Annotated in this window: 27 protein-coding genes, 3 tRNA genes and 1 other RNA gene; 16 read left to right on the plus strand and 15 right to left on the minus strand. The window is 66.0% G+C overall.

The genetic code is table 11. From position 1 onward, the window contains the following. Window positions 1-30: 30 nt before the first annotated feature. Window positions 31-1,209 (plus strand): coproporphyrinogen-III oxidase family protein, encoded by a 1,179-nt coding sequence (locus tag KBY73_RS04385; protein WP_254936203.1) that lies wholly within the window; start codon window positions 31-33, stop codon window positions 1,207-1,209. Here the strand turns inward: KBY73_RS04385 and panB are convergent. Then, entirely contained in the window at window positions 1,157-1,996 is an 840-nt protein-coding gene (gene panB, locus KBY73_RS04390; RefSeq protein ID WP_254936204.1) for a 3-methyl-2-oxobutanoate hydroxymethyltransferase, read from the minus strand. The two genes, KBY73_RS04385 and panB, sit on opposite strands and share 53 nt — an antisense overlap. Window positions 1,997-2,041: 45 nt before the next feature. Between panB and ffs the strand changes: the two genes are divergently transcribed. Further along, window positions 2,042-2,138, plus strand: an RNA gene (ffs, locus tag KBY73_RS04395) — signal recognition particle sRNA small type. Between the two features lie 18 nt (window positions 2,139-2,156). Here the strand turns inward: ffs and ftsZ are convergent. The 5 genes from ftsZ to miaB form a co-directional block, all read right to left on the minus strand. Further along, window positions 2,157-3,338: a cell division protein FtsZ gene (ftsZ, locus tag KBY73_RS04400; RefSeq protein ID WP_254935887.1), complete on the minus strand. Its 1,182-nt coding sequence runs from the start codon at window positions 3,336-3,338 to the stop codon at window positions 2,157-2,159. 77 nt (window positions 3,339-3,415) lie between these two features. Then, window positions 3,416-4,234, minus strand: coding sequence for an FtsQ-type POTRA domain-containing protein (locus KBY73_RS04405; RefSeq protein WP_254935888.1), 819 nt, complete (start codon window positions 4,232-4,234; stop codon window positions 3,416-3,418). A gap of 22 nt (window positions 4,235-4,256) precedes the next feature. Beyond that, a complete protein-coding gene (locus KBY73_RS04410; protein ID WP_254935889.1) occupies window positions 4,257-4,667 on the minus strand; it encodes a hypothetical protein in 411 nt (136 codons plus the stop codon). Beyond that, entirely contained in the window at window positions 4,664-5,761 is a 1,098-nt protein-coding gene (locus KBY73_RS04415) for a D-alanine--D-alanine ligase family protein (RefSeq protein WP_254935890.1), read from the minus strand. The genes KBY73_RS04410 and KBY73_RS04415 overlap by 4 nt, the downstream gene beginning before the upstream one ends. Before the next feature lie 33 nt (window positions 5,762-5,794). Then, window positions 5,795-7,156, minus strand: a complete 1,362-nt coding sequence (gene miaB, locus KBY73_RS04420; RefSeq protein ID WP_254935891.1) for a tRNA (N6-isopentenyl adenosine(37)-C2)-methylthiotransferase MiaB — start codon at window positions 7,154-7,156, stop codon at window positions 5,795-5,797. A gap of 281 nt (window positions 7,157-7,437) precedes the next feature. Here miaB and KBY73_RS04425 point away from each other — a divergent pair, with 281 nt between their 5' ends. Next, the gene (locus tag KBY73_RS04425; RefSeq protein ID WP_254935892.1) at window positions 7,438-8,535 is read left to right on the plus strand and encodes a dipeptide epimerase; all 1,098 of its coding nucleotides are present in this window, start codon (window positions 7,438-7,440) and stop codon (window positions 8,533-8,535) included. Continuing rightward, window positions 8,529-9,590 carry a DUF1611 domain-containing protein gene (locus tag KBY73_RS04430; protein ID WP_254935893.1) on the plus strand — a complete coding sequence of 354 codons (1,062 nt, stop codon included), beginning with the start codon at window positions 8,529-8,531 and terminating at the stop codon, window positions 9,588-9,590. The genes KBY73_RS04425 and KBY73_RS04430 overlap by 7 nt, the downstream gene beginning before the upstream one ends. A 49-nt stretch (window positions 9,591-9,639) precedes the next feature. On the opposite strand, the gene KBY73_RS04435 is transcribed toward KBY73_RS04430, so the two are convergent. Together KBY73_RS04435 and KBY73_RS04440 are read right to left on the minus strand one after the other, a co-directional pair. Next, window positions 9,640-9,712: transfer RNA gene (locus KBY73_RS04435), tRNA-His, on the minus strand. Window positions 9,713-9,785: 73 nt separating this feature from the next. Continuing rightward, entirely contained in the window at window positions 9,786-9,998 is a 213-nt protein-coding gene (locus tag KBY73_RS04440; protein ID WP_254935894.1) for a hypothetical protein, read from the minus strand. A 162-nt stretch (window positions 9,999-10,160) separates the two neighbouring features. Between KBY73_RS04440 and KBY73_RS04445 the strand changes: the two genes are divergently transcribed. Genes KBY73_RS04445 through KBY73_RS04455 form a run of 3 tightly spaced genes read left to right on the plus strand, consistent with a single transcriptional unit; the run spans window position 10,161 to window position 13,178 of the window. Continuing rightward, entirely contained in the window at window positions 10,161-10,532 is a 372-nt protein-coding gene (locus KBY73_RS04445) for a DUF4359 domain-containing protein (protein WP_254936205.1), read from the plus strand. Then, window positions 10,532-11,806 (plus strand): amidohydrolase family protein, encoded by a 1,275-nt coding sequence (locus KBY73_RS04450; RefSeq protein ID WP_254935895.1) that lies wholly within the window; start codon window positions 10,532-10,534, stop codon window positions 11,804-11,806. Before KBY73_RS04445 ends, KBY73_RS04450 begins: the two co-directional genes overlap by 1 nt. Further along, window positions 11,799-13,178 carry an FAD-binding oxidoreductase gene (locus tag KBY73_RS04455; protein WP_254935896.1) on the plus strand — a complete coding sequence of 460 codons (1,380 nt, stop codon included), beginning with the start codon at window positions 11,799-11,801 and terminating at the stop codon, window positions 13,176-13,178. The genes KBY73_RS04450 and KBY73_RS04455 overlap by 8 nt, the downstream gene beginning before the upstream one ends. Here KBY73_RS04455 and KBY73_RS04460 read toward each other — a convergent pair. The 5 genes from KBY73_RS04460 to murA all read right to left on the minus strand — a co-directional run bounded on the left by KBY73_RS04460 (window position 13,162) and on the right by murA (window position 17,828). Further along, entirely contained in the window at window positions 13,162-13,650 is a 489-nt protein-coding gene (locus KBY73_RS04460) for a pentapeptide repeat-containing protein (protein WP_396096573.1), read from the minus strand. The genes KBY73_RS04455 and KBY73_RS04460 overlap by 17 nt on opposite strands. A 265-nt stretch (window positions 13,651-13,915) precedes the next feature. Then, window positions 13,916-15,172 carry a folylpolyglutamate synthase/dihydrofolate synthase family protein gene (locus tag KBY73_RS04465; protein ID WP_254935897.1) on the minus strand — a complete coding sequence of 419 codons (1,257 nt, stop codon included), beginning with the start codon at window positions 15,170-15,172 and terminating at the stop codon, window positions 13,916-13,918. 7 nt (window positions 15,173-15,179) lie between these two features. Beyond that, complete coding sequence (locus KBY73_RS04470) at window positions 15,180-16,376, minus strand: aspartate aminotransferase family protein (RefSeq protein WP_254936207.1); 1,197 nt, start codon at window positions 16,374-16,376, stop codon at window positions 15,180-15,182. Between the two features lie 41 nt (window positions 16,377-16,417). Further along, window positions 16,418-16,499, minus strand: a tRNA-Leu gene (locus KBY73_RS04475). A 12-nt stretch (window positions 16,500-16,511) separates the two neighbouring features. Next, window positions 16,512-17,828: a UDP-N-acetylglucosamine 1-carboxyvinyltransferase gene (gene murA, locus KBY73_RS04480; protein ID WP_254935898.1), complete on the minus strand. Its 1,317-nt coding sequence runs from the start codon at window positions 17,826-17,828 to the stop codon at window positions 16,512-16,514. A gap of 153 nt (window positions 17,829-17,981) precedes the next feature. Between murA and KBY73_RS04485 the strand changes: the two genes are divergently transcribed. The 5 genes from KBY73_RS04485 to trpC all read left to right on the plus strand — a co-directional run bounded on the left by KBY73_RS04485 (window position 17,982) and on the right by trpC (window position 21,585). Continuing rightward, window positions 17,982-18,065: transfer RNA gene (locus tag KBY73_RS04485), tRNA-Leu, on the plus strand. Between the two features lie 8 nt (window positions 18,066-18,073). Further along, window positions 18,074-18,322, plus strand: a complete 249-nt coding sequence (locus tag KBY73_RS04490) for a hypothetical protein (protein WP_254935899.1) — start codon at window positions 18,074-18,076, stop codon at window positions 18,320-18,322. Between the two features lie 19 nt (window positions 18,323-18,341). Further along, a complete protein-coding gene (locus KBY73_RS04495) occupies window positions 18,342-19,163 on the plus strand; it encodes an RNA methyltransferase (RefSeq protein WP_254935900.1) in 822 nt (273 codons plus the stop codon). A gap of 38 nt (window positions 19,164-19,201) precedes the next feature. Then, window positions 19,202-20,692, plus strand: a complete 1,491-nt coding sequence (locus KBY73_RS04500; RefSeq protein ID WP_254935901.1) for a dihydrolipoyl dehydrogenase — start codon at window positions 19,202-19,204, stop codon at window positions 20,690-20,692. Between the two features lie 5 nt (window positions 20,693-20,697). Next, complete coding sequence (gene trpC / locus KBY73_RS04505) at window positions 20,698-21,585, plus strand: indole-3-glycerol phosphate synthase TrpC (protein ID WP_254935902.1); 888 nt, start codon at window positions 20,698-20,700, stop codon at window positions 21,583-21,585. A gap of 213 nt (window positions 21,586-21,798) precedes the next feature. Here trpC and rpsD read toward each other — a convergent pair whose 3' ends face one another. Further along, window positions 21,799-22,407 carry a 30S ribosomal protein S4 gene (gene rpsD / locus KBY73_RS04510; protein ID WP_254935903.1) on the minus strand — a complete coding sequence of 203 codons (609 nt, stop codon included), beginning with the start codon at window positions 22,405-22,407 and terminating at the stop codon, window positions 21,799-21,801. Window positions 22,408-22,604: 197 nt separating this feature from the next. Between rpsD and yidD the strand changes: the two genes are divergently transcribed. The 4 genes from yidD (at window position 22,605) to aqpZ (ending at window position 25,576) form a co-directional block, all read left to right on the plus strand. Then, on the plus strand, window positions 22,605-22,868 hold the full coding sequence (yidD, locus tag KBY73_RS04515; RefSeq protein ID WP_254936208.1) for a membrane protein insertion efficiency factor YidD: 264 nt from the start codon (window positions 22,605-22,607) through the stop codon (window positions 22,866-22,868). Window positions 22,869-22,933: 65 nt separating this feature from the next. Then, window positions 22,934-23,197 carry a glutaredoxin family protein gene (locus KBY73_RS04520; RefSeq protein WP_396096577.1) on the plus strand — a complete coding sequence of 88 codons (264 nt, stop codon included), beginning with the start codon at window positions 22,934-22,936 and terminating at the stop codon, window positions 23,195-23,197. A gap of 27 nt (window positions 23,198-23,224) precedes the next feature. Continuing rightward, complete coding sequence (locus KBY73_RS04525; RefSeq protein WP_254935905.1) at window positions 23,225-24,715, plus strand: UDP-N-acetylmuramoyl-L-alanyl-D-glutamate--2,6-diaminopimelate ligase; 1,491 nt, start codon at window positions 23,225-23,227, stop codon at window positions 24,713-24,715. Window positions 24,716-24,847: 132 nt separating this feature from the next. Further along, on the plus strand, window positions 24,848-25,576 hold the full coding sequence (gene aqpZ, locus KBY73_RS04530) for an aquaporin Z (RefSeq protein ID WP_254936209.1): 729 nt from the start codon (window positions 24,848-24,850) through the stop codon (window positions 25,574-25,576). A 26-nt stretch (window positions 25,577-25,602) separates the two neighbouring features. Here aqpZ and KBY73_RS04535 read toward each other — a convergent pair whose 3' ends face one another. Then, window positions 25,603-25,923: a hypothetical protein gene (locus KBY73_RS04535; RefSeq protein ID WP_254935906.1), complete on the minus strand. Its 321-nt coding sequence runs from the start codon at window positions 25,921-25,923 to the stop codon at window positions 25,603-25,605. Window positions 25,924-25,965: the final 42 nt, after the last annotated feature.

Below are 25,965 nucleotides of genomic sequence, written 5' to 3' on the forward strand. Positions count from 1 at the left end.
GCCCTGCCCTGGCCGCCACGCAGTGCCTATTTGCACATCCCCTTTTGTCACAGGCGTTGCTTTTATTGCGACTTTCCAGTGGTGCCCCTCGGCGACCGCGCCGGCGGCGAAGCGCCGGCGCCGGGGTCGGCCTCGATTGCGGCCTACCTCAGCTTGCTGCTGCAGGAGATTGCCGCCTCGCCCCCCGGCCCCCCGCTGGCCACGGTGTATTTCGGTGGCGGTACGCCCTCCCTGCTGACGCCCCCCCAGCTAGCGGCCCTGCTGGCGGCTCTGAGCTGCCGCTTTGGCCTGGCTCCTGGAGCTGAGATCAGCTTGGAGCTTGATCCAGCCAGTTTTGACCAGGATCGCCTGGCTGGCTATCTGCAGGCCGGGGTAAACCGGGTGAGCTTGGGCGGCCAGAGCTTTGACGATGCCGTGCTCGCCGGGCTGGGTCGCCGCCATCGCGGCGCGGACCTGCTGGAGGCCGCCGGCTGGCTGGCCCAAGCCCTGGCCGGCGGTGCCCTCAGCAGCTGGAGTCTGGATCTGATTCAGGGATTGCCGGGTCAGGACCTGGGCCACTGGCGCCAGCAACTGCGGCAAGCCATTGCCCTGGCACCACCCCACCTCTCCGTCTACGACCTCACCCTGGAGCCCGGCACCGTGTTTGCCCAGCGCCACGATCGCGGCCAGCTGCAGTTCCCCGATGCCGACCTAGGCGCCGACTTGATGGAGCTCACCTGGGCCGAGCTCAGCGCTGCTGGCTACGGCCACTACGAGATCTCCAACTACGCCCTCCCCGGCCACGCCTCCCGCCACAACCGCGTCTACTGGAGCGGCGCCGGCTGGTGGGGCTTTGGGATGGGAGCCACCGCGGCGCCCTGGGGTGAGCGCCTGGCCCGGCCGCGCACCCGCGAGGCCTATGCCGACTGGTTGGCCCAGCCGGGCTCGCCGCCCGCTAGCGCTGGCCAGGCTTGCCCAGGCATGCCGCTGGATGAGCGCTTGCTGGTGGGGTTGCGCCGCCGCGAAGGGGTGTCCATGCCCGCCCTGCTGGCCCAGGCGGGGCTCGGGCCAGCAGCGCTTGTGGCCTTGCGTGGCCGCTTGGCGCCCTGGATCAGCGAGGGGCTGCTGCGGATTGAGGGGCCCCGCTGGCGACTCAGTGATCCAGCTGGCCTGGCCCTCAGCAATGGGGTGCTGCGGGAGCTACTGGCGTGGTGGCAGGAGCAGGAGTAGTTGCCTGGGCAGGGTGACGCTGGCTGGCGATCCAGCCCTGCAGTGCTGCCACCCCCAGGGCCCGACCCTGCAGCAGCGGCGGGCTGAAGGGGGGCTGGCGGCTGGTGAGCCCCAGCAGGTCTGCCGTGACCCGAACCTGGCCATCACAGCCCTCACCGGCGCCGATGCCTATTACCGGTAGATCCAATTCCTGTTGCAGCAAGGCGCCCAGATTGGCGGGCACGTGTTCAAGCACCAGGGCGAAGCAACCCGCTGCCTGCAGTGCCAGGCCTTGGCGCCGCAGCCGCTCGCGACTGACCTCATCATTGCCCTGGCGGCGGTAGCCCAGCCGATGCACCGACTGGGGGATCAGGCCGATGTGGCCCATTACCGGTATGCCGCTGCGCACCAACCGGTCGATCACGGCCAGGGTCTCAGGCTCGGCGCCTTCAAGTTTCACAGCGGCGGCGGGGGTCTCCTTGAGCACCCGGCCGGCGGCGGCTACCGCGTCGTCTGGGCTGCACTGGTAGCTGAGGAAGGGCAGATCACAAATAAGCAGGGGCATTTGCCCGGGGCCGCAGCTGCTGGCCAGGCCGCGGGCCGTGGCCCGGGTGTGGTGCAGCATCTCCTCGAGGGTCACCGGCAGCGTGGTGGCGTGGCCCAGCACGGTCATCGCCAGGGAATCCCCCACCAGCACCGCATCAGCTCCGGCCTCGGCCACCAGAGCGCCAGAGAGGGCATCCCAGGCCGTAAGCATCGTGATTGGTAGGCCAGCCTGCTTGCGGCTCGCCAGATCAGCGGGGCGCAGGGGCACGGGCTTCGGTGCGAGTGATGCCATTGCTAACATCTAACCGACTCGGACCCATGCGGCTCCGACGCCCAAATCTGGTCAGGACCGGAAGGGAGCAGCCACACGGGATGCTCAGGGCAGGCGTGGAATCCGGGTCACCCCAATCACAAACCGCTAGCTAGCTGTCCTGGCTCTGGCGGTTGAGCAGGAAGGGGGGGATTTTGGCGCCCCGTTCCTCCTGGCTGCTGCTGAACAGGGGGGTGCCGGCAAAGCTGACCACAGTGCGCTCGGTGCGGTATGGGGCGCCACTTTCAAAGCCGGTGGCGATAACGGTCACATGGATTTCGCCCTCGAGGCGTTCATCCACCACGGCACCGACAATGATGTTGGCGTCAGGATCGACAACCTCGTAGATCACTTCAGATGCGGTGGTCATGTCCTCCAGGGTCATGTCTTTGCCGCCGCTGATGTTGATCACACAACCCTTGGCGCCATCGATGCGGGCCGATTCCAGCAGGGGGCTGCTCATCGCCGCCTGAGCCGCCTCAAGAGCGCGGGAGCGGCCGGAGCCCACACCGATGCCGAGCAGGGCGGTGCCGGCGCCAGCCATCACCGAGCGCACGTCGGCGAAGTCGACGTTCACCAAGCCCGGCCTGGTGATGATGTCGCTGATGCCCTTAACGCCCATTCGCAGCACATCATCGGCGGCGCGGAAGGCCTCTTGCAGGGGGGCGCCGGCAATGGCATCGCGCAGGCGATCGTTGGGGATCACGATCAAGGTGTCGACGCTTTCGGCCAACCGGGCAATGCCCTCTTCGGCCTGACGCAGCCGCTTGCGACCTTCAAACCCGAAGGGCTTGGTGACGATGCCTACGGTGAGGGCTCCAACTTCCTTGGCGACCTCGGCCAGGATTGGTGCTGCGCCGGTGCCGGTGCCGCCACCCATGCCAGCGGCGATGAAAACAAGGTCGGCACCCTGCAGTGATTCCTGCAGTTCGGCCCGGGACTCTTCCGCAGCCTTTTGGCCGATTACCGGATTGCCGCCGGCACCCAGGCCGCGAGTCAGTTTTTGTCCGAGCTGGATGCGCTTCTGCGATGCCGACTGCAGCAGCGCCTGGGCGTCGGTGTTCAGCACCCGGTAGCCCACACCCTGAAGGTCGGAGGCAATCATCCGGTTCACCGCATTGCTGCCGCCACCGCCGACCCCGATCACTTCGATGCGTGCCGACTGGCTCGGCACAATCCCGCCTGAAACGCCGCCAAAGGACGGATCGTTTGAGGCCTGGACACCGTTTGACTGGGAGGAGCTTTGGGTCATAGCGGCATCGGGGGTGGCGGTGCGATCAATCGGCGACTGCATTATGTCGACGTTTCCTTGCCTGGATCAGGCGAGTGTCTCACCTTTGCGGGTTTCCTGGCATGTCTCTGCTGGATTCCTTACGGCTCACTGCTGGCGGCAGCCAGTCCAGGGGTGGCGGGTAGGCCCAGCTCGGGTTGTTCTGGATCGCTGAGATCGATGGATTGCAGCCGGCGGCCCTTCACCTTTGCCGGCAGTTCCTGTTGCAGGTGACGGAGTACTTCAAGGCGCCGCCCCAATTGGGCATCAGCCGGCCCGAGGCGCACCTTGCCGAGCCGCTTGCTCTGCAGCCAGAGGCTGCTGTCTGGTTCAAAGCGGATCTGGCTGATGTCGCCACCAAGCCGCCCCCGTTGTTCGAGCACCAGGGCGAGGGCCGGGCGGTAGCGGGCCTGCCAACCCAGCACCAGCAATCCGGCACTGGCTTTTGCTGCGGCCCCCTGGCCCTGGCCAATGCTCATCCAGTGGCCGAGTCGATCGACATAGCCCTGCTCGCTTCCCTTGGCGGTGCGTCGCTGGGCCCTGGCTACCGCCTGGCGGTCGACCAGTTCAATCCGCAGCCGCGGCGGTGCCATCAGCCGACTCACCTGCACCTGTTCCACCGGCAGGGCACTGGCCAGCACCTCGGCGATGCGTTTGGGATGCAGGCCCAGCAGGGGTTGGGGAAAGGTCAGCCGGACGGCTTGCACCACCTGGTCGGTTCCCACCTGCTGGCTGCCCACCACCTCCACCTGGTCTGGACCGGTTAGCACCCATCCCTGACGCAGCAGGCCGTAGCCCAGGCCGCCGGCGAGGGCTAGCAGCACAAGGAAACGCCAAAGATTGCGCAGGCGCTCTCTTCGCCGCTGTTGGCGCAGTTGGCGCCGCCGCTCCGATCCAGGTGGGACAGGGGTGGCACTCACCGCAACAGGCTCCACTCCTGGCTCACAACTCGCAGCGCGAGCGCGACATCAGCTCAGCGATCCAGCGCCGGGCCCGCTCCGCATCGGCAAAGGGCAGGTCTTTTTGTTCGCCACCACCAACTAGGCGCAGGCGGCAGGCCCCCTGGCTCTCTTCCGTGAGGGGCGCCTCGCCCGAACCCAGCGACAGCAGCTCAACCAATTCGAGCTGCTTAATCACAAAAAAGTCATCCTGCTTGAGTTGGCCGGCTTCGAAGGAGCACCAACTCAGCACGCCATCCACCAGCCGGGCGCCGCCGCAGCTGTCGAGTTTGGCCAGCTCGGAGCCCTCGGCCCATTCGCGAAACAAGCGCTGCCGCCGCCGCTCTAGCCAGCCCAGGGCGGTGAGCAGCACGAAAACCAAAAGCAGTGGCAGCCAAAGCAGGCCGTGACTCATGTCGAAGGGCCTCCACTAGGTACCTGCGAGTGCCATTCTCGGGCCCCTTCGATCAATTCGCGCACCAAGGTGGGCAGGGCCACACCCGTGGCGGCCCAGAGCATCGGGTACATGCTCTGGCTGGTGAAGCCCGGCAGGGTGTTGATCTCGTTTAGCCACAGTTCGCCACTGGCTTCGCAGAAGAAGAAGTCAACCCGCGAAAGCCCCATGGCACCAACGGCCTCACAGGCCTCGATCGCCATAGCCCGGCAGCGTTCAGCCATCGCCTCTGGCACCAGCGCCGGAATCACGGTGTGGCTTTTGCCCTCGCTGTATTTGGTGTCGTAGTCGTACCAATCGGCTTCAAAGCAGATTTCGCCCAGCACCGAGGCCTGCAGGGGCTGGTGGCCGCCGCCCCGCACCGCGCATTCCAGCTCGCGGGCCGTAACCCCCTGCTCCACCACCAGCCGGGGATCAAGGGCGGCGGCAAGCTTCAGCCCGGCCTGCATGCTGGCCCGATCAGTGGCCTTGCTGATGCCCACCGAAGAGCCCAGGTTGGCGGGTTTCACGAAGCAGGGGTAGCCGAGCTGGCTCTCCAGCTGGTCGAGCAGGGCGTCGTCGTTTTGCGCCACTGCGCTCGCTGACACGCAGGCATAGGGCACCTGGGGCAGGCCAGCGGCGGCGAAGGCGGCTTTCATCGCCTGCTTATCCATGCCCACCGCCGAGCCCAGCACGCCCGAACCCACATAGGGAACCTGCATCAGGGTGAACAGCCCCTGGATCGTGCCGTCTTCGCCGTTGGGGCCGTGCAATACCGGCAGCCATACATCAATCTCCAGGGCGCCGGCAGGTAAGCCCCGAAATCCAGGCGGCGGCAGCGGTTGGGGCAGTTGCTCGAGCCGGGCCGGGCTGCCCTGGCGCAACACAGCATCGGCCAACTCAGCTCCCCACCAGCGCCCTTCGGGGTCGATGTAGAAGCAATGCAGCGAGTAGTGGGATGCGTTTTCGGCATCCCGCACGGCCGCCGCCACCGTGGCGGCGGAACGGATTGAGACGGCGTGTTCGCCGGAGGCTCCCCCAAAGATCAGACCAACGGCGATTGGGGTGGGAGTCATGCCAGCCGGTATGGGACCCAGGGGGCCCAAAACTCAGGCCAGTTTGCCGCTCAAGGAGAAGGCGCGCACCTCTTCGATTTGCACCGTCACTAGGTCGCCCGGTTTGATCGGGCTGCCATCGGGGTTTTGACCGGGGAAAAAGGTGAGCCGGTTGGTGCGGGTGCGGCCCATCACCTGACTGGAGTTTTTGGGATTGCTGCTTTCCACCAGGATCTCCTCACAGCGGCCGGCGTAGCGGTTGCTGCGCTGCTGGGCGGTGCGCTCCACCAGGGCGTTGAGCTCCTGCAGGCGCTCCACCTTCACCGCCTCGCTGAGCTGGTTGGGCCAGTCGGCCGCTGGGGTGTTGGGCCGCGGCGAGTAGGCGGCGGTATTCACCAGATCGAAGCCGATCTCCTCAATCAGGGCCAGGGTGCGGCGGTATTGGGCGTCGCTTTCGCCAGGGAAGGCCACGATCACATCGGCACTGATGGCGGCATCGGGCATGCGCTCGCGGATGCGTTCAACGATGCGGCGATAGCGATCCACCGTGTAGCCGCGGGCCATGGCTTTGAGCACTTCGTCGTCGCCGCTCTGGAAGGGCACATGGAAGTGTTCGCACACCTTGGGTAGGTCGGCGCAGGCATCGATCAGCCGCTCGGTGAAGTAGCGCGGGTGGCTGGTGGCAAAGCGGATCCGCTCAATTCCGGCCACGTCGTGGACGTGATGGAGCAGGTCGGTGAGGGTGTGGGCGCGGCGGCCCTCCGGGCTGATGCCGGGCAGGTCGCGGCCGTAGGCATCGATGTTTTGGCCCAGCAGGGTGATCTCCTTAAAGCCGCGTGCCGCCAGGCCCTGCATTTCCAGCTTGATCGCTTCGGGCAGCCGCGACTGCTCCTGGCCGCGCACCGAGGGCACCACGCAGTAGGTGCAGCGCTCATTGCAGCCGTAGATCACATTCACCCAGCCGCATACCTGGCTATCGCGGCGCGCGGTGGTGATGTCTTCAAGAATGTGTTGCTCACCGGTGGCCAGCACCTGCTGACCCTGCTCCACCTGGGCCAGCAAGGTGTCGAGTCGGTTGGCGTGCTGGGGGCCCATCACCAGATCCAGCTCGGGCACGCGCCGCAGTAACGATTCGCCCTCCTGCTGGGCTACGCAGCCCGCCACCACTAGGGTGAGGTTGGGGTTGAGGCGCTTGCGTTGGGCCTGGCGGCCTAGGTAGCTGTAAACCTTCTGCTCGGCGCTATCGCGGATTGTGCAGGTGTTGTAGAGCACCAAATCGGCGCTGTGCTCGTCTGTGCCGGCCCGGTAGCCCATGGCTTCCAGGATCCCGGCCATGCGCTCGGAATCCGCCTTGTTCATCTGGCAGCCAAAGGTGGTGATCCAGTAGCTGCCGCGCTGCGCTTGTGTCGCCGTCATCAACCCAGTTTCCGATATCGCTGGCCTACTCAGAGATCTTCCACAAGGGTTAGCTGCTGTCCGCAAAGGGCCACCGCTCCCTCACGGCAGTCGCGCAGGTCTGCCAGCTGCTGCTCAAGCAGTTGTTGGATCAGGGAGGAGCGGATCGGTGCGCTTGTGATATTCAGGATCGCGAGTTGCTCATGGTGATCCTGAGTTGTGTTGGCCCCAGTGGCTTGTTCACAGGCAACCTTTGAGCCATGCCAGCTTGGAAGCCCATTCCAGGAAAGGCCGCTGAAGCCATGCGCCTGAGCCTGCAACGCTTTCAGCTCACCAAGGCCGTGCCCCTGGCCATCAGCCGCGGCACGACCGCTGCGGTGGAGCACCTGCTGGTGAGCCTTGAGCACGACGGGCTCACGGGCATCGGCGAGACCGGCGGCTTCGATACCGGCCACCGCCATTACGACACCGATGCTGTTGCGGCGGAGCTGGAGGCGGTTGGCCCCCAGCTTGCGCTTCTGGCGCCTCAGCCCCTGCAGGCCCTGGAGCCCCTGCTGGCCGCCCTGAGCCCCCCGGCCCGTTGCGGCTTGGATCTGGCCCTGCACGACTGGTGGGGCAAAAGGTTGAACCAGCCGCTGCACCGGCTCTGGGGCCTGGATCCAGGCGCCTGTGTCGCCACCAGCGTCACCCTTGGCTTAGGTACGCCCGAGGCTGTGCTGGCGCGGCTCGAGCGCTGGTGGCTGCAGCTGCCTGCCACCCGCATCAAGCTCAAGCTGGGCAGCCCCGCTGGCATCGCCCACGACCTGGCCCTGCTGGAGGGGGTGGCTACCGCCCTCGAGCAGCGGCGCCAGCAGACAGGTAGCGCCTGTGAGCTGCAGGTGGATGCCAACGGCGGCTGGGATCTGGCCACAGCCCGGGCCATGCTCGAGCCCCTGGAGCGGGCCGGCGTGGTGCTGCTGGAGCAGCCCCTGGCGCCCCTGCTGGATCCGCAGCTGGATACCGCCGGCTTTGTAGCCCTGCGCGGGCTTTGCCCCCTGCCCCTGGTGGCCGATGAGAGCTGCTGGCAGCTGGCCGATCTGCTGCGGCTGGCCCCCCACGTAGATGGCATCAACATCAAGTTGCTCAAGAGCGGTGGCCTCAGCGAGGCCCTGCTGCTGGCCCAGACAGCTCGCCGCTTGGGTTTAGGGGTGATGGTGGGGTGCTACTCGGATGGGGCCCTGCTCAATGGCGCCGCAGCCCAGCTGCTGCCCCTGGTGACCTGGCCCGATCTCGATAGCCACCTCAACCTGGTGGACGATCCCTTCACGGGGCTGCCTGTGGAGGGAGACGTGCTGATCCCGCCAGTGGGCCCCGGCCATGGCATCGATCTGGGTATCGCCATGGAGCAGGCGTCATGTTGAGCCCAAACGCTCCGGTCGTGCTGCTGCAACATGGCGGCCTCAACGACCTCAGCGGCAAGACCGGTTTGGCGATGTTGCGCTATCGCAGTGGGCCGATCGTGGCGGTGATCGATCCTGCTTTCGCTGGCTCCGACCTGCAGCAGGTGAGCGGCATTGAGCGGGCTGTGCCGGTGGTGGCTGACATGGCGGCAGCCCTTGCCTACGGGCCCGAGGTGGCGGTGGTGGGGCTGGCCCCCTCCGGTGGCCGCCTGCCACAAGCGATGCGGGCCGATCTGCTGGCGGCGCTGCAGGCGGGGCTAAACCTGGCCAGTGGCCTGCACAGCCGCCTTGGCGATGATCCCGAGCTGGCTGCCGCCTGCAGCCGAGCCGGTCAGTGGATCTGGGATCTGCGTCAGGAGCCGGCTGGCTTGGAGGTGGCCGCAGCGCGAGCCGCTGCTCTGCCCTGCCGCCGCGTTCTGGCTGTGGGTTCGGATATGGCCGTGGGCAAAATGAGCGCCTGCTTGGAGTTGCAGGCTGAGGCCAGGCGCCGCGGCCTTGATGCCCGCTTTGTGGGCACGGGGCAGGCGGGAATCTTGATCAGCGGCCAGGGCGTGGCCCTCGATGCCGTGCGGATTGATTACGCCGCCGGTGCCGTGGAGGCGGCCGTGCTGGCCGCCGCCGTTGGGGCCGGGCCGGAGGCGTTGCTGCTGGTGGAGGGCCAGGGGTCGCTTTGCCATCCGGGCTCCAGCGCCACCTTGCCCCTGCTGCGCGGCAGCCAGCCCACCGATTTGCTGCTGGTGCACCGCGCTGGCCAGAGCCACGTGCGCACCCGGCCAGGGGAGGTGCCGGTAGCGATCCCGCCCCTGCCCGAGTTGATCGCGGCGCTGGAGGCGCTGGCGGCCTTGGGGCGTCCCGATGGCCTGCGGCCGCGGGTGCGGGCCGTGGCGCTCAACACCGCCCGATTGGACGCCGCCGCAGCTCAGCTTGCTGTTGCCGCCACCGCGGCCGAGATCGGCTTGCCCTGCGCCGATCCGGTGCGGCATGGGGCTGCGGTTTTGCTGCAGGCGCTGCAGTAGGTCACAAAAAAGCCGCCCCAAAAGTGGTGGGGACGGCTAGGGAATCAAGGGCGAGCGAGGGGATTCGAACCCCCGGATGGCGGCACCACAAGCCGCTGCCTTAACCGCTTGGCGACGCCCGCCGCGCTTCTCGAATGTAGCAAGTCGTGGCCTGTTAAGGCTTCTCACCCGTTGCGGCGACCTGCTTCAGCACAGCTACCGCGGCCTCAGCCACATGATCGGAATTGCTACAAGGCAGAGAATCCCCGCGCCTGTTTGCAGTTCGGGCAGCACGCCGGCCACTGGTACCAGCAGCGGCGAGCGCAGCCAGGGCCCGACTAGGTCGCGTAGAAATGCTGCTGAGTCGGCGTCGAGCAGGGCTGCTGCCAGGGCAACCAGAAAGGCCGTGCCAATGAGCTTTTGGTCCATGCCCTTGCTCCTGAGCTCGCATTAGACAGGACGTTGAGGGTTGGGGCAAGGCGCCCTGCCGTGGCTAGCAATAGGTGTCAACCTTGTTTGCCTGCAACTTTGCACCGTTTGGTTTGCCGTTTGGACACCCCGGCCCGCTTTGCATGGGCGCCTGGCTTGATCGTGCTCGCCCTGGCTGCTGGCGGGCTTGCCCTCACCAATCCATCGCCAGCCGATTTCCGTGCCTACGCCAGTGATCGCCTAGTGGAAGAGATCAGCGAGGAGCTCTGCGGCGATGGCGGCCTGCCGGTGCTGTTGCGGATGGCAATCAACAACTGTGTGGGGCTTGTTCAGGCCCAGCGAGAGGCCTTGGCGGCCGTGGTGCTCAGCTACACCCGCCGCCGCAACTACGGCCTTTTGAGTGTTTTCGAAACTGAGCTGGGTGGTCAATCGCTGCTGCGCTGGCAGGTGCCGCGCTTTCGCTCCACCGTGGTGGGAGTAGCCGGTCAATTTGTATTGATCAGCGCTGCCACCGACCGTTCCGAGAGCCCCTAGTGGAGCTGCGCCTGCCCCGGGGACTGCTGGATCCGCGCCTGGGCGGAGCCGAGTTTCGCGCCGATGCGGATGGGCTGGTGTCCCTGTGCATCGCTTTCGAGGCGGGACGGATCACGGCCATTTCGCCCCGGCCCGCCCCGGCGGCCAGCCTGCCCCTGGCCCTAACTCCCCTAATTGAGCCCCATGCTCACTTGGATAAGGCTTTCAGCGCCGCCGCCTTTCCCAACCGGGAGGGCACGATGGCGGCGGCCTTAGCTGCTAATCAACGCGAATACGCTCAGCGCAGCGTTGAGCAGGTGGCTGAGCGAGCTGAGCGCGCCCTGGAGCGGGCCTGGCGCAACGGCGTGCGGGCTATCCGCAGCCACATCGATAGCGTGGGGGTTGGGGCCGAGCCCAGCTGGGAAGCCCTGTTGGCGGCCCGTGAGCGCTGGCGCGATCGGCTGGAGCTGCAGCTGGTGGCCCTGGCACCGATGGCTCATTGGCTCACGGCGGAGGGGCAGGCCCTGGCCCGGCGGGTGGCCGCTGGCCAGGGCCTGCTGGGTGGGGTGATCGGGCCGCCCTATGGCCAGGGTGCCGCTCAGCGAAGCGCCGACCGCGAGGCCCTGCTGGCCCTGCTTGACCTGGCCGAGCGCCATGGTTGCGGTGTGGATCTGCACGTTGACGAAGCAGATGCCTGCCCTGGTGAGGGGGTGGCGATGGTGGCTCAGTTGGTGTTGGAGCAGCGCCGCGCCGTGGCGATCACCTGCAGCCACTCCAGCAGCATGGCCCTGTTGCCGCCACGCAACTGCGACCGGCTGGCGGATCGGCTGGCCGCCGCCAACATCGCCGTGGTGGCTCTGCCCACCTCCAATTTCTGGCTGCTGGGACGCCGGCCTGGGCGCACCCCCTGGCGGCGGCCCCTGGCGCCGATCCGCAGCCTGCAGCAGGCGGGCGTGCGGCTGGCTATCGGCGGCGACAACGTGCAAGACCCCTGGTATCCCGGCGGTGATTTCGATCCCATTGAGCTGCTGCGCTGGTCGGCGCCGCTCTGCCAATTGATGCCCTGGCAGCGGCTGGGACTTGCCCCCTTCAGCACCGCCGCCGCAGCGGTGCTGGAGCTGGCCTGGGATGGGGTGGTGCGGCTTGGGGCGCCCGCCGATTTAGTGCTGCTTGGGGCTGGTAGCTGGGGGGAGCTCCTGGCGCGGCCGCCCCAGCGCCGGGTCTTGCGTCAAGGCGTCTGGCTGCCGCCGCCCGAAGCTGAGTTGCTCTCCCCCCTATTACCACCCCATGGCTGAGCGTTGCCCTGAGGCCCAGATCGCTGCCCTGGCAGCTGAGCTGCGCCGGTTGGATTCGGCCCTGCCGCTGCTCGGGGCCGAGTCGCCGCTGGAGCTGGAGCGGCTCTCCCGCGACTACTACGACTACTCGCCAGTGCTGGTGACACTGCTGCAGGGCTGCCGCGCCCAGTTAGTGGCCAGAGCCACCACGGTGGAGCAGGTGCTGCTGGTGGCAGGAGCCTGTGCTCGCCAGGGCGTGCCCTTGACGGTGCGGGGTGCCGGTACGGGCAACTACGGCCAGTGTGTGCCGCTGCAAGGCGGCCTGGTGCTGGATCTCAGCGGCCTCAATCAGCTGCGCCAGCTCGATGAAGCCACCGGCGTGCTCGAGGTGGAGGCAGGCGCCTTGATGGGCGCGATCGAGCAGCAGTTGGCCCCCAGGGGCCGGGCCCTGCGGTTGGTGCCCAGCACGGTGCGCAGTGCCAGCATCGGTGGCTTTATCGCCGGTGGCTCCGGCGGCATCGGCTCCCTGCGCTGGGGTTTTCTGCGCGATCCCGGCAACCTGCTGGGCCTGGAGGTGGTAACCCTCGAGCCCGAGCCGCGGCTGCTGCAGCTCGATGCCGCCGCCAGCGCCCCGCTCAACCATGCTTACGGCACCAATGGCATCATCACGGCCCTGCGGCTCCCTACCAGCGAGGCGGTGGTTTGGCAGCAGCTGGTGGTGGGCTTCGAGCAGTGGGGGCAGGCCCTGGCGGCGGCCCAGGCCCTTGCCAGCGCAGCCTTTGAGCTCAATGCCATCACCGTGCTGGAGGGGGCGCTGGCTAGCCAGCTCCCCTGGCCGGCGGGCTGTCCGGCGCCCGAACCTGGTGAGCAGCGCCTGTTGTTGCTGGCCGCCCCCGCCTCGCTGGAGGTGTTGCCGAGCTGGCTGGCGGCCAGGGGCGGAGCGCTGCGCTGGCAGGCCCCCCAGGGCCAGAGCCGGGGGCTGCCGCTGCGGGAGCTCAGCTGGAACCACACCACCCTGCATTGGCGCGCTAGGCATCCGGATTGGACCTACCTGCAGATGCTGCTTCCTCAGCCGGAGGCCCCCTGCCTGGAGCGCTTGCGGGAGCAATGGGGCGACGACCTGCTTTGGCACCTGGAGGCCGTGAGGCAGCAGGGTGCGGCTCGGCTGGCGGCCCTGCCGCTGCTGCGCTGGCGCGGCGAGGAGGCCCTGCAGCAGCTGCTAGACGATTGCCGCCGCTGCGGTGCCGTGTTGTTTAACCCCCACGTGATCAGCGTCGAAGATGGTGGCTTGGGTGTGATCGATGCCGACCAGGTGGCAGCAAAGGCCGCCTACGACCCGGCCGGCCTGCTCAACCCCGGCAAATTGCGCGGCTGGCTCAGCAGCCCAGGCTGAGGCGGGTGTCGGCGCCGGTGATCGGGTTGGTGCCTTCGGCATCGCGGCAGAGGGAGCGCTGGTCTACCCGGTCGATCAGGGCGTCGCTGAAGTCGGCATCGGTGACGTTGGCGCCGCGGAAGCTGCTGCCTGAAGCGATTGCCCCGGTGAGAATGGCCCCGCTGAGATCGGCTCCAGAGAGGTCCACCTTGTCCATCAGGGTGCCGCTGAGATCGGCGCCGGCGAAATTGGCATTGGGGAAGGCCGCCTGGGTGAGAATCGCCCCGTGCAGATCGGCGCCGCTGAAGTTGGCGTGCCGTCCCGTGGCCCCAGCGAAGGAGGTATTGGCTAGATCCTGGCCGCTGAAATCCTGCTCGTTTTGGTTGGTGAGCGTGTAGTCCACTCCGGAGAAGTCGGCCGCCGCCGGCAGTGGAGAAAGCAGTGGAGACAGCAGCAGCACCAGGGCTAGGGAAAGGGCTACTGATTCCGCCACTGATTTGGCAACTGATTTGGCAACTGATTTCGCTATTGATTTGGCTCCTGACTGGGCCGCTGAGAGGAGCTCGACGAGGGGAGCCATGGGGATGGGCCGCGGGACCTCACTCTGGCCTGGATGGTGTGCGGTGGCAGCAGGGGGGGAGTAGGTGCGCGTTTTAAGACTTGACTTAGCCTTAGCTAAGCCAATAAGCAAAAACCTGCTTGAGCCTGATTGAGGGGGGTGGTTCGAGCCGTGCTGGTGGCGATGAGCAGCAGGCGAATTAACCAAACTCAGAAGTCTTTGGGCTTGCAACTGGGGCTTGCTCTGATGTGGCTAGCTGGCCGAGTAGGTAGAGAGAGCCAGCGACTACCACGCGCTGCAAACCACTTCCCGCTTGGGCCAGCCCGGCCTCGAGGCTGGGGGCGCTGTGCAGCTGGCTAGCGAGTCTGGGACAGGCGGAAGTAAGGGCTTCAAGGCTCCAGCAGGCGTGCCCTGGCACCGGAACGATCCAGGCCCGGTCGTCCGGGGCCAGCAGGGCCGCGGCTATCTCAGGCCCCTGCTTATTGGCCAACATGCCGAGCAGCCAGTAGCGCGGGCCGGGGGCCAGGCCGTGGCGCGCGGGATGGGCGTCGAGTTCGGCGCGTAGGGCGAGGGCGGCCGGCAGGTTGTGGGCGCCATCGAGCAGTAGGGGTAGGCCGTGCCAGTTCAGTTGTTGCAATCGGCCTGGCCAGCGGGCTGCTGCGAAACCGCGGCGTATGGCTGGGTCGTTGACCGGCCAGCCCCGCTCCCCTAAGGCCCGCAGCAGGCCCAGGGCGACGGCGCCATTGGCGGCCTGCACTGCTCCTGAAAGCCCCAGGGTCCACTGGTTGAGGTCCAGGGGCTGCACCCAGCGCAGCTCGGCTCCCATCGCGGCAGCCCGCTCCACCAGCACCGCCTCCACCTCCGGGCTCTGGGGAGCGCTAATTGCCACGGCTCCCGGCTGGAGCACGCCGGCTTTTTCGGCGGCAATCGTGGCTGGATCCGGCCCGAGGAACTCAGCGTGGTCGAGCCCCACCGAGGCAAAGCCGATCACGGGCCGGTGGGGATGGCAGGTGGTGGCGTCGAGCCGGCCCCCCAGTCCCACCTCCAGCACCACCAGCTCACAGTTCGCCTCCGCGAAGGCCAGAAAGGCGGCGGCGGTGACCAGCTCAAAAGGGGTTAGCTGGTGGCGTTGGGCGACCGGCGTGGCGGTTTCAAGGTGGCGGCGCAGGCATGGCGCGGCGATTGGGTCATGGCCCAGCCGGATCCGCTCGGTCCAGCTCGCCAGGTGCGGCGAGGTGTAGAGGCCGGCGCGGATGCCGCTGGCCAGCAGGGCCTGGTGCACCAGGGTGCAGATCGAGCCCTTGCCGTTGGTGCCCGCCACTTGCACGGCGGCAAAGCGGCGCTCGGGGTTGCCAAACTCAGCCAAGGCGGCCTGGAGGCGATCGAGTCCCAGGTCGACGCCGCGGCGGCTGAAGGGCTCGATCAGGTCGGCGAAGTTGTCGGGTTTAGCGACCAAGGCTGTTTCAGCGCCCAAGGCTGACTAGGGCGCGCTCGAGGCGGTCGACGGCTAGGCGCAGGTGGCGGGGCTGGATTACCAGCGGGGGCACGAAGCGCACCACCCGTGGGCCGGCGGGCACCAGCAGCAGCCCCTGCTCCATGGCCGCCTTGACGATGTCCGGAGCGCTTGGGGCCTCTTCGCGCAGCACCAGGCCTTGCAGTAGCCCCCAGCCCCGCACCCCCTCCAGCAGGGTGGGGTGGCGGCTCACCAGCTGGGCCAGTAGCTCTTGCAGCAGTCCGCCCATCACCTGCACGTGGCTGAGCAGGTCGCGACGCTCCAGCTCGGCCAGCACGGTGAGGCCGGCGCGGCAGGCGAAGGGGTTCCCGCCGAAGGTGCTGGCGTGTTCACCGGGGCGGAAGTGATCAACTGAGGCTTTCACCGCCAGGGCACCGATCGGGATGCCGCCGCCGAGGCCCTTGGCCAGGGTGATCGCATCGGGCTCCACCCCCAGCTGTTCGTAGCCCCAGAGCTGGCCGCTGCGGCCGACGCCGATCTGCACTTCATCGAAGATCAGCAGGATGTTGTGGGCGTCGCAGAGCTCGCGCACCCGCTGAAAAAAGGCCCTGTTGCCTGGATGCACGCCGCCTTCGCCTTGAATTGGTTCGAGCAGCACGGCGGCCACCCGCGGACCCTGAACTTCGCAGGTGGCGAGCAGGGCTTCAAAGGCGGCCGTGTCGTTGTAAGGGAAGTAGCGGAAGCCCTGCACCATCGGCTCAAAGCCCTGGTGGTACTTGGGCTGACCCGTGGCCGTAACCGCAGCCAGGGTGCGGCCGTGGAAGCTGGCCTGGGCGGTGAGAATTAGGGGCGCCTTGCCGTCGCCAGTGGCGATGCCCCTCACCGTGTGACCGTGCTTACGGGCCAGCTTGATGGCGGCCTCATTGGCCTCAGCGCCGGAGTTGCAGAAGAAAACCCGATCCAGGCAGCTGCTGGCGGTGATTGCAGCGGCGAGTTCCTCCTGCTCGGGGATTCGATACAGATTGGATACGTGCTGCAGCTTGCCCAGCTGGCGGCTTAGGGCCCGCTTCAGCCGCCCGTCGCTGTGACCGAGGGTGCAGACGGCAATGCCGGCTACGCAGTCGAGATAGCGCTTGCCATTGCTATCCCAAACCCAGACTCCCCGGCCCCGGGTGAGGCTGATCGGGAAGCGGGCATAGGTGTCCATCACGGCTGAGGCAGATATGCCTGAGGGGGTGATGGGCGAGATGGGAGCGGTGGGACTCGAACCCACAAACCCGAAGGCGCTCGATTTTGAGTCGAGTCCGTCTACCAATTCCGGCACGCTCCCGCAGTTGAGAGCTTAAGCCGCCGAGCTGACACGCTCAATGCTGGCACCGGCCGCATTGAGCTTGCCCTCAAGATTTGCGTAGCCACGGTCTAGGTATTCCAGGCCGCGCACGCTGGTGATGCCGTCGGCGGCTAGGCCGGCCAGCACCATGGCGGCGGAGGCGCGCAGGTCGCTGCCTTGCACTGGAGCACCGCTGAGGCGGGCCACCCCTTCCACAAAGGCGGTGTTGCCCTGCATGCGGATGGCCGCACCCATGCGTTGCAGTTCGCCCACGTGCTGCAAGCGATTTTCAAAGATGTTTTCGGTGATGACGCTGGTACCCCGGGCCGTGGCCAGCAGGCTCATGAAAGGGGCTTGCAGGTCGGTGGGGAAGCCAGGGAATGGCTGGGTGCGCAGGTCGACTGCGTTGATCTGGTCGGCCTTGATGGTGAGCCCGACGCCGTCGTGCTCCAAGGTGCAACCCGCCTCCTCAAGCTTGGTGAGCACGGCGCCAAGGTGATCTGGGATCACTGGGGTTACCCGCAAATGGGAGCGGGTGATGGCGGCTGCCAGTAGAAACGTGCCCGCTTCGATGCGATCTGGGATTACGGCGTAGTCGGCGCCATGTAGGCGATCCACACCCACGATTGTGATCGTGGAAGTGCCGGCGCCGCGCACCTTGGCACCCATGGCGATCAGCAGGCCAGCCAGATCAACAACCTCTGGCTCTAGTGCGGCGTTGTCAATAACCGTCTCGCCATCGGCGAGCGCCGCCGCCATCATCAATGTCTCGGTGGCGCCAACGCTGGGGCAGTCCATATGGATGCGGCCGCCCGTGAGGCGATGGCCGCTGCCCGGTACCACCGCGGTAACGACCCCATGCTCAATGGTGACTTGGGCACCGAGGGCCTTTAGACCTTTGACATGCTCAACAACGGGCCGGGTGCCGATCTGGCAGCCGCCTGGCAGGGGCACCTTGGCCATGCCAGTGCGGGCCAGCAGGGGGCCGATGCAGAAGAAGCTGGCCCTCAGGCTGTTAACCAGCTCATAGGGGGCTGTAGAGCTATTGATTGAGTCGCCCTTTAATTCCAGCGCGTCACCATCACGGTGCACTTGGCCGCCAAGGCTGCTGAGCATTTCGCTCATGGCGGCGATGTCGGTGAGCGGAGGGACGTTTCTAAGTCGGATCGTTTCCCTAGTTAACAGACAGGCAGCCATCAGCACCAATGCTGAATTCTTGGCACCACTCACCTGCAGCTCACCGGAGAGGCGCCGGCCGCCTCGGATTTCCAGCTGAGGATTTTGAAGAGAACGGGTCTTGTTAGGTGGCTGGACAGCGATCAGACCCATGGAACGACTGCCCGGCTCACGTCGCAGCATATTGACAACAAATGGTGAGACCGTCTAGACGGCCGCCGCCGGAACTGGCTCCGACCGCTGGTGCGGGTTGCCGATGGCGTATGTTTTCATCGTTGCAACGAGCCCAGCTCTAGCGACAGCCACGCGGATGTGGCGGAATTGGTAGACGCGCTAGTTTCAGGTACTAGTGGCAGCAATGTCGTGGGAGTTCAAGTCTCCCCATCCGCACTCTTCTCATGATAGTTCTCAAGATCTCAAACGCTTCCGAGGTGATGGCCTCGAAGTTAGGCAAATTCCTTGAGAGCCTTACTCCCGACAGCCTTGATCAATCCACGATCGAGGACATTGTCCTCAAGAAATTGGTCGAAAACCTGCATGCCGAAGGCTTGAAGGGTGAGGTTGCCTCAGTACGTGGGCTCGATTTAGACGGCAAGGAGCTCGTAGTGCACGACGGTTTGAGTGTGCGCCGTCACCAGGCTTTCTGAAGTGATCCATCGCGATGGCTTGAGTGCTGCTGAGCCGCTCACTAGCCGCCGCAACCCCCTGGTAAAGCAGCTGCGTCTGCTGCACGAGTCTCGCGGTCGCCGCGAGCAGGGTTTGCTGCTTCTGGAAGGCACCCACCTCCTGCAGGAGGCGGTCCGTTTAGGGCTTCAGCCCAGGGACTTGCTGGCTACCGCCGCTTGGCTGGCTGACCATGGCGAGCTGGTGGCAGCCCTGCCTCCAGGCTGCAGTTGGCGACTGGTGAGTGCTGAGGTGCTGGAGGCCATAGCCACTACCCAGCATCCCGACGGAGTGGTCGCCAGCCTGCTGCCTCCGACGGCAGCCGCTCCAGGCGTGGCCAGCTTTGTGCTGGCCCTTGATGGGATCCAGGATCCCGGCAACCTCGGCACCTTGATGCGCACTGCCTTGGCAGCGGGGGTTGGGGCCCTGTGGTTGGCCGATGGGGCTGACCCCTTTCAACCCAAGGTGTTGCGCGCCTCGGCGGGGGCTGCCTTGGCCCTGCCCCTGGTGCGAGAGAGCAGGCAGGAACTGGCGGAGCGGTTGCAGGCCGCAACGGCCGCCGGCCTGCAGCTGGTGGTTGCGGTGCGCCCCGAGACCGGATCGGTGGCTGCTACTTCGGCACCTATTCCCTATTGGAAGCTCGATTGGACCCGGCCCACGGTGTTGCTGCTTGGCAACGAGGGGGCCGGGGTGTCAGCGGAGCTCCAGGCCCTGGCCAGCCAGCGCGTCACCATTCCCCACAGCCCAGTGGTGGAATCCCTCAATGTGGCCGTGGCGGCAGCTCCGCTACTGCTCGAGCGTCTGCGCCAGCAGGCAGGAGCTTGACGGGGGAGAATGCCCGTCAACAACCGCAGTGCTGCCCGGTGAGCGACGCCCCCCTCGACGGATCGCGTTTTGACGGATTCCGTTTTGATGGTTCGAGCTTCGATTACGACGTGATCGTGATCGGTGCCGGCTATGGCGGCTTCGATGCGGCGAAGCACGCTGCCGACCATGGCCTGCGGGTCGCCATTGTTGAGTCGCGCGACATGGGCGGCACCTGTGTGAACAGGGGCTGTGTGCCTTCCAAGGCCCTGCTGGCGGCCAGTGGCCGGGTGCGGGAGCTGGCCGACGCCGAGCATCTGGCGGGCTTCGGCATCCACGCCGCCCCAGTGCGCTTTGAGCGCCAAAAGATCGCCGACCATGCAAACCAGCTGGTGGCAACTATCCGCAGCAATCTCACCAAAACCCTGGAGCGCGCCGGTGCCACGATCCTGCGGGGGCAGGGCCGCCTGGCCGGCCTTCAGCAGGTCACGGTGCGCGAGAGCGGCAGTGGCATCGAGCGCACCATCAGCGCCCGCGATGTGATTCTGGCTACCGGTTCCGAGCCTTTCGTGCCCCGCGGCATCGAGACCGATGGGCGCACCGTCTTCACCAGCGATGAGGCGGTGAACCTCGAGTGGCTGCCCCGCTGGCTGGCGATCATCGGCAGCGGCTACATCGGCCTGGAATTTGCCGATGTGTACACGGCCCTAGGCTGCGAGGTCACGATGATCGAGGCCCTGGATCGGGTGATGCCCACCTTCGATCCCGACATCGCCAAGCTCGCCGCCCGCAAGCTGATCGACGGTCGCGACATCGATGCCCGCGCCGGCCTGCTGGCCCGCAAGGTGACCCCCGGCTGCCCGGTGAAGATCGAGCTGGCAGACATGGCCACCAAGGAGCTGGTGGAAACCCTGGAGGTGGATGCGGTGCTGGTGGCAACTGGGCGGGTGCCCTCTAGCGCCGAGCTCAACCTGGCTGCCGTTGGTGTGGAAACCGAGCGGGGCTTCGTGCCAGTCGACGAGCGGATGCGGGTGTTGGTGGGCGGTGAGCCGGTGCCGCACCTTTGGGCCGTAGGCGATGTGACCGGCAAGATGATGCTGGCCCACACCGCCGCCGCCCAAGGCACCGTGGCGGTAGACAACATTCTTGGCCACAGCCGCCAGATCGACTACCGCTCAATCCCAGCGGCCACCTTCACCCACCCGGAGATCAGCTCGGTGGGCCTGAGCGAGGCAGACGCCAAAGTCCTGGCTGAGCAAGAGGGATTCGAGCTGGGCCTGGTGCGCAGCTACTTCAAGGCCAATTCCAAGGCCCTGGCTGAACTCGAGGGCGAAGGCCTGATGAAATTGCTATTCAACAAAGCCAGTGGTGAGGTGCTGGGCGCCCACATCTTTGGCTTGCATGCGGCGGACCTAATCCAGGAGATCGCTAACGCCGTGGCTCGCCGCCAGAGCGTGGTGCAACTGGCCACGGAGGTGCACACCCATCCGACCTTGAGCGAGGTGGTGGAAGTGGCCTACAAGCAAGCAGCCATGGCGGTGGCAGGCTGAGCACCATGGAGATCCGTCGCCGGCCGCCCAACCCCAAGGTGAAGGTGGCCTTTCTTGAATACGCCATCCGTCACGAGGACAGCGAGCCACGTCACATTCTTGAGCAGATCCTCTGGGAGAAGGATCGGGAGATAACGGCCGCCCGGGAGAGGGTGCCCTTGGAGAAGCTCAAACAGCAGGTGGCTGAGCTGCCGGCGACCAGGGATTTTTTGGCGGCTCTGCGGGCCTCCTGCCGCAAGCCGGCGGTGATCGCCGAGGTGAAAAAGGCCAGCCCCAGCAAGGGCGTGATTCGCGAGGACTTCGATCCCGAAGCGATTGCCAAGGGCTACGCCGCCGGTGGCGCTAGCTGCCTCTCGGTGCTCACCGATAAGCAGTTTTTCCAGGGTGGCTTTGAGGTGCTGGTGCAGGTGCGCCAGGCGGTGGATCTGCCCCTGCTCTGCAAGGACTTCATCCTGAGCCCATATCAGCTCTATCAGGCCCGCGCCGCCGGGGCCGATGCTGCCCTGCTGATCGCTGCGATTCTCAGCGACCAGGATTTGGCTTACCTGCTCAAGGTGGCCAGGGCTCTGGGCCTGGCCGTGCTGGTGGAGGTGCACGACGGCGAGGAACTAGAGCGGGTGCTGGGCCTTGATGGCGTGCAACTTATCGGTATCAACAACCGCGATCTAGCCAGCTTCCATACCGATCTGGCCACCACCGAGCAGCTCACTGCCGTTTACGGCGAACGCATCCGCGCCAAGGGCTGCCTGCTGGTGAGCGAGTCGGGCCTGTTCACCCGCGACGACCTCGACCGGGTACTGGGTGCTGGCGCCGAGGCGGTGCTGGTGGGCGAAGCGCTGATGCGTCAGGCCGATGTGACCGCCGCCCTGGAGACCTTGATCGGCAGCGACTGATGATCGGCAGCGACTGATGTTTGTGTTTGCAAGACTTAGCTAAGCCATGGTTTAGCTAAGAAGCGCGCAGGTTGGGCATTGCCGCCATTCCGGCCGCCATCCCAGCCGCCACGCCGGTCGCCACGCCGGTCGCTATAAAAATGAATGCAACAAAAAGCCCCCGCCACAGGGCGAGGGCTTGGGGAGTGCGGGGCTGCCGCAGCAGCCAGTCGCTCACACCTTGCGGGAGTAAAACTCAACCACCAGCAGTTCGTTGATCTCAAGGGCGACCCATTCGCGCTCGCATTTGCTGATCACCTTGGCGACGAGCTTGTTCTTATCGAGCTCCAGATGGGGCGGGATGTTGGCCAGACCCGGGAACGCCAAGTTGCCTTCAGCTAATTGCTTGCTCTGCTTGCGCTCGCGCACGGCGACCACATCGCCGGCCTTGCACTGGTAGCTGGGGATATCCACGACGCGGCCGTTCACGGTCACGTGGCCATGGTTAACCAGCTGGCGGGCGCCGGGGACGGTGGGGCCAAAACCCAGACGGAAGCAAACATTGTCGAGACGGTTCTCGAGCAGTTTCAGCAGGTTGGTACCCGTAGAACCCTCCTGGGCCCGGGCTTTCTTGACGTAGCGAACCAGCTGACGTTCGGAGATGCCGTAGTTGAAGCGAAGCTTTTGCTTCTCTTCGAGGCGGATGGCGTATTCGGAGCGCTTGCGACGGGCTTGGCCGTGCTGACCGGGGGGATAAGACCGCTTGGCGGACTTACGGGTGAGACCGGGAAGGTCTCCCAAGCGCCGCGTGATCCTCAGACGAGGGCCGCGGTAGCGAGACATGAAAACAAATTCAAAGGACGAAGTACCTCCCTTGGGAGGCAAGGCGCTGCGGTATCGAGCATGCTGGGATGAACCCGCTAACTCGAGCTGTGCCGCGCCAACGATCGATCCTATCGGTTGGGCCGCGCAGCCTCGATCTCCAGCCAGAGCCTGGCCTCGCCTCGCTGCAACAGGCCGAGCTTGGGGCTTCACCCCAACTGCCGATCAACCAGTCAACCCAGTTGCCGACCCAATTGCTTACTAGTGGCCTGGCGGCACTATTGCTCGCCTTGATCAGCTTTTATCGCCAGTGGATTTCGCCCTTGCTGGGGCCCCGCTGCCGTTTCATTCCCAGTTGCAGCGCCTACGGCCTCGAGGCGATCAGCCGCCATGGGCCCTGGCGGGGCAGCTGGCTCACCCTGCGCCGGCTGCTGCGTTGTCATCCCTTCACCGCCTGCGGTTGCGATCCCGTGCCCGATTGATGCTCTCCTCCACTCCCTCTTGGCCCTCTCCCGCTTCGCCCTCCCCCTCCCCCGGGCTTCCGGTTTTGCTGCTGCTAACCCGCAAGGGGTGCTGTCTGTGCGAGGGACTGGAGCAGAAGTTGCGCGCCCTCGATCCTCCGCTGGCGCTGGAGTTGATCGATGTGGATGGTGATCCCGCCCTGCAGGCCCGTTTTGGGCTGGAGGTGCCGGTGCTGCAGGTGCGCTCCGGCCAGGGAGAGCGACAGCTGCCCAGGGTGCCGCCCCGGCTGGCTGGCGCCAGCTTGCAGGTTTGGTTGCAGAAGCACGGTTTTTCCAGCCAGGACGCTTAGAAAGGCGCCAACTGCCTCGCCGGTGCCATGACCCAGCTGCTCCACCCAGTCCTGCAGCAGGTGGGTTTGGAGGTGCCGGTGGGCGTGCCCAACGGGGAGCTGAGCGGCATCAGTTGTGATTCCCGTCGCATCGGGCGGGGCACTTTGTTTGTGGGGCTGCCTGGCACCCAGGTGGATGGGGGCTGCTTCTGGCCCCAGGCCCTGCAGGCCGGTGCGGTAGCTGCGGTGATTAGTGAGGCCGCGGCGGCCCTTCAGCCGCCTGGACCAGGCGATGCGGTGCTGGTAGCGCCTGAGCCGCTGACCCGCTGGGCCGGAGAGCTGGCGGCTGCCTTCTGGTCCCAGCCCAGTCGCCGGCTGGCCCTGATTGGGGTCACCGGCACTAATGGCAAAACCACCACCACCTATTTGATCGAGCATCTGGCCGTTTCGTCAGGCAGGCCTTCGGCCCTGTTTGGCACCTTGGTGAATCGCTGGCCTGGCCACAGCGTGACGGCTCAGCACACCACGGCCTTCGCTGATCTGCTCCAGGCTCAGCTTGCCCAGGCCGTTGAGGCCGGTGCCCAGATCGGTGCCATGGAGGTGAGCTCCCATGCCCTTGATCAGCAGCGGGTAGCTGGCTGCCACTTCTCCGGCGCCGTGTTTACCAACCTCACCCAGGATCACCTCGACTATCACCCGTCGATGCAGGCCTATTTCGAAGCCAAGGCGCGGTTGTTTGCGGAGCCGCTGCTGGCTGGTGGGGCGGTGGTGAATGGCGACGACCCCTGGGGTGCCCAGCTGGTGAGCCGTCTAGGTAAGGCCTGTTGGCGCAGCTCCCTGGAAGACCCCAGCGCCGAGCTGTTCATCCGCGATTTGCAGCTGGGGGCAGGCGGCGTCCGCGGGGTGCTGCAGACGCCGGCGGGGGAGGGGGCATTTCACTCACCCCTGCTGGGGCGCTTCAACCTGATGAACCTGCTGCAGGCGGTTGGGGCCCTGGTCCAGCAGGGCGTCCCCCTGCTCCAGTTGCTAGATGGGCTAGCCAACTTCCGCGGCGTGCCTGGTCGCATGGAGCGGGTGGTGGTGGGCGACGGCGGCGGCGATCCAGCCGTGTTGGTGGATTACGCCCACACCCCCGATGGCCTGGCCAACGCCCTGGCTGCTTGCCGCCCCTTCACGGTGGGGCGTCTGATCTGCGTGTTTGGCTGCGGCGGCGACCGCGACCGCAGCAAGCGGCCCCAGATGGGAGCGATCGCCGCCCAGCTCGCTGACCAGCTCTATGTGACCTCCGACAACCCCCGCACCGAGGACGCCCAGCAAATCCTGGCCGATGTGACTGCCGGCATTGCCCCTGGAGCATCCATGCAGGTGGAGGCCGACCGGGCGATAGCGATCGCTGCCGCCATCGCCGCGGCAGCACCTGGGGATTTGGTGCTGATTGCCGGCAAGGGCCATGAGGACTACCAGATCCTCGGCACCACCAAGGTTCACTTCGACGACCGGGAAGAGGCGGAGAAAGCCCTGCGCCGCCGGCGGGTCTGAGCGACGCGCGGCTGAGTTGGTGGGCGTAAACCAACAAACTCGGACGCTGGTCTGGTTCCAGTCAGGCCAGCTAGATACCTTGGGCCTGCCATCTGTCTCCACCCTGTCTCAGCGATGACCCAGTCACAACCGATGTCTAGGCGATTCCTAGCCGAGCTGATCGGTACTTTCTGGTTGGTGTTCGGTGGTTGCGGCAGCGCGGTGCTGGCTGCGGTTTTCCCCTACGCCCAGGCCGATGCCAATCCCCTTGGACTGGGTTTCCTCGGGGTATCCCTGGCCTTTGGTCTCACCCTGCTCACCATGGCCTACGCCATCGGCCATATTTCTGGTTGCCACATCAATCCAGCCGTGAGTTTTGGCTTGTGGGCAAGTGGCCGTATGTCTGGATCCCATCTGCTGCCTTACATCGTGGCCCAGGTACTTGGTGGCACCCTTGCAGGGGGGCTGATCTATGGCATTGCCAGCGGTCGACCTGGTTTTGAGCTGTCCGGCTCCAACCCCCTGGCTACCAACGGCTTCGGCGCCCATTCCCCTGGGGGTTATGGCCTGGTTTCAGCGCTTCTGATCGAAGTAGTGCTTACTTTTATCTTCCTGCTGGTGATTCTCGGCACCACCCATCGAGATGCCATTGCCAGCATGGCCGGAGTGCCTATCGGACTGTCGTTGACCTTGATCCACCTGATCAGCATCCCAGTTACCAATACCTCAGTGAACCCCGCCCGAAGCACTGGCGTGGCCCTGTGGGTTGGTGGCGATGCCATGGGCCAGCTTTGGCTGTTCTGGCTAGCACCAATTGTTGGTGCCCTATTGGCGGGCTGGGTCCAGAGGCAGCTGCTGGATGGGTCTCGCCCCAGCGCTTGAGGCGAAACCATCTAGACCAGTGACCCTCAGTCCTGAGAACCTTCTTGGGAGCGCAGGGCGCCGTAGCTAATGGCGGCCAGCCCAACGGGGAGCAACAGCCACCAGAGCCTGGTTCGGTCTATCCGTAGGTCTGTTCTGGTGGCGGCATCAGTTTCTTTGGCACCAGCAAAGGGGGATTCCTTACTACTGCCGGCTGCCTTAGTGCCCTGGAGTTTCTCCAGGACTGGGGTTGCCGCCTCGGCTGCTTGAGGTGCAGATAACGGAGTACTGAAAAGTGCGGTGCAGCTCAGTCCGGCGCTGCAGGCGCTGAGCAGCAGTAGTTGGCGTAGGGAAGGGATGGGTGCCATCAATTGGCTCTAGGGCTTTTACATAGTGGCCAGAACTGCTCC

Source organism: Cyanobium sp. Tous-M-B4 (assembly GCF_024345395.1).
Lineage (GTDB): Bacteria > Cyanobacteriota > Cyanobacteriia > PCC-6307 > Cyanobiaceae > Cyanobium_A.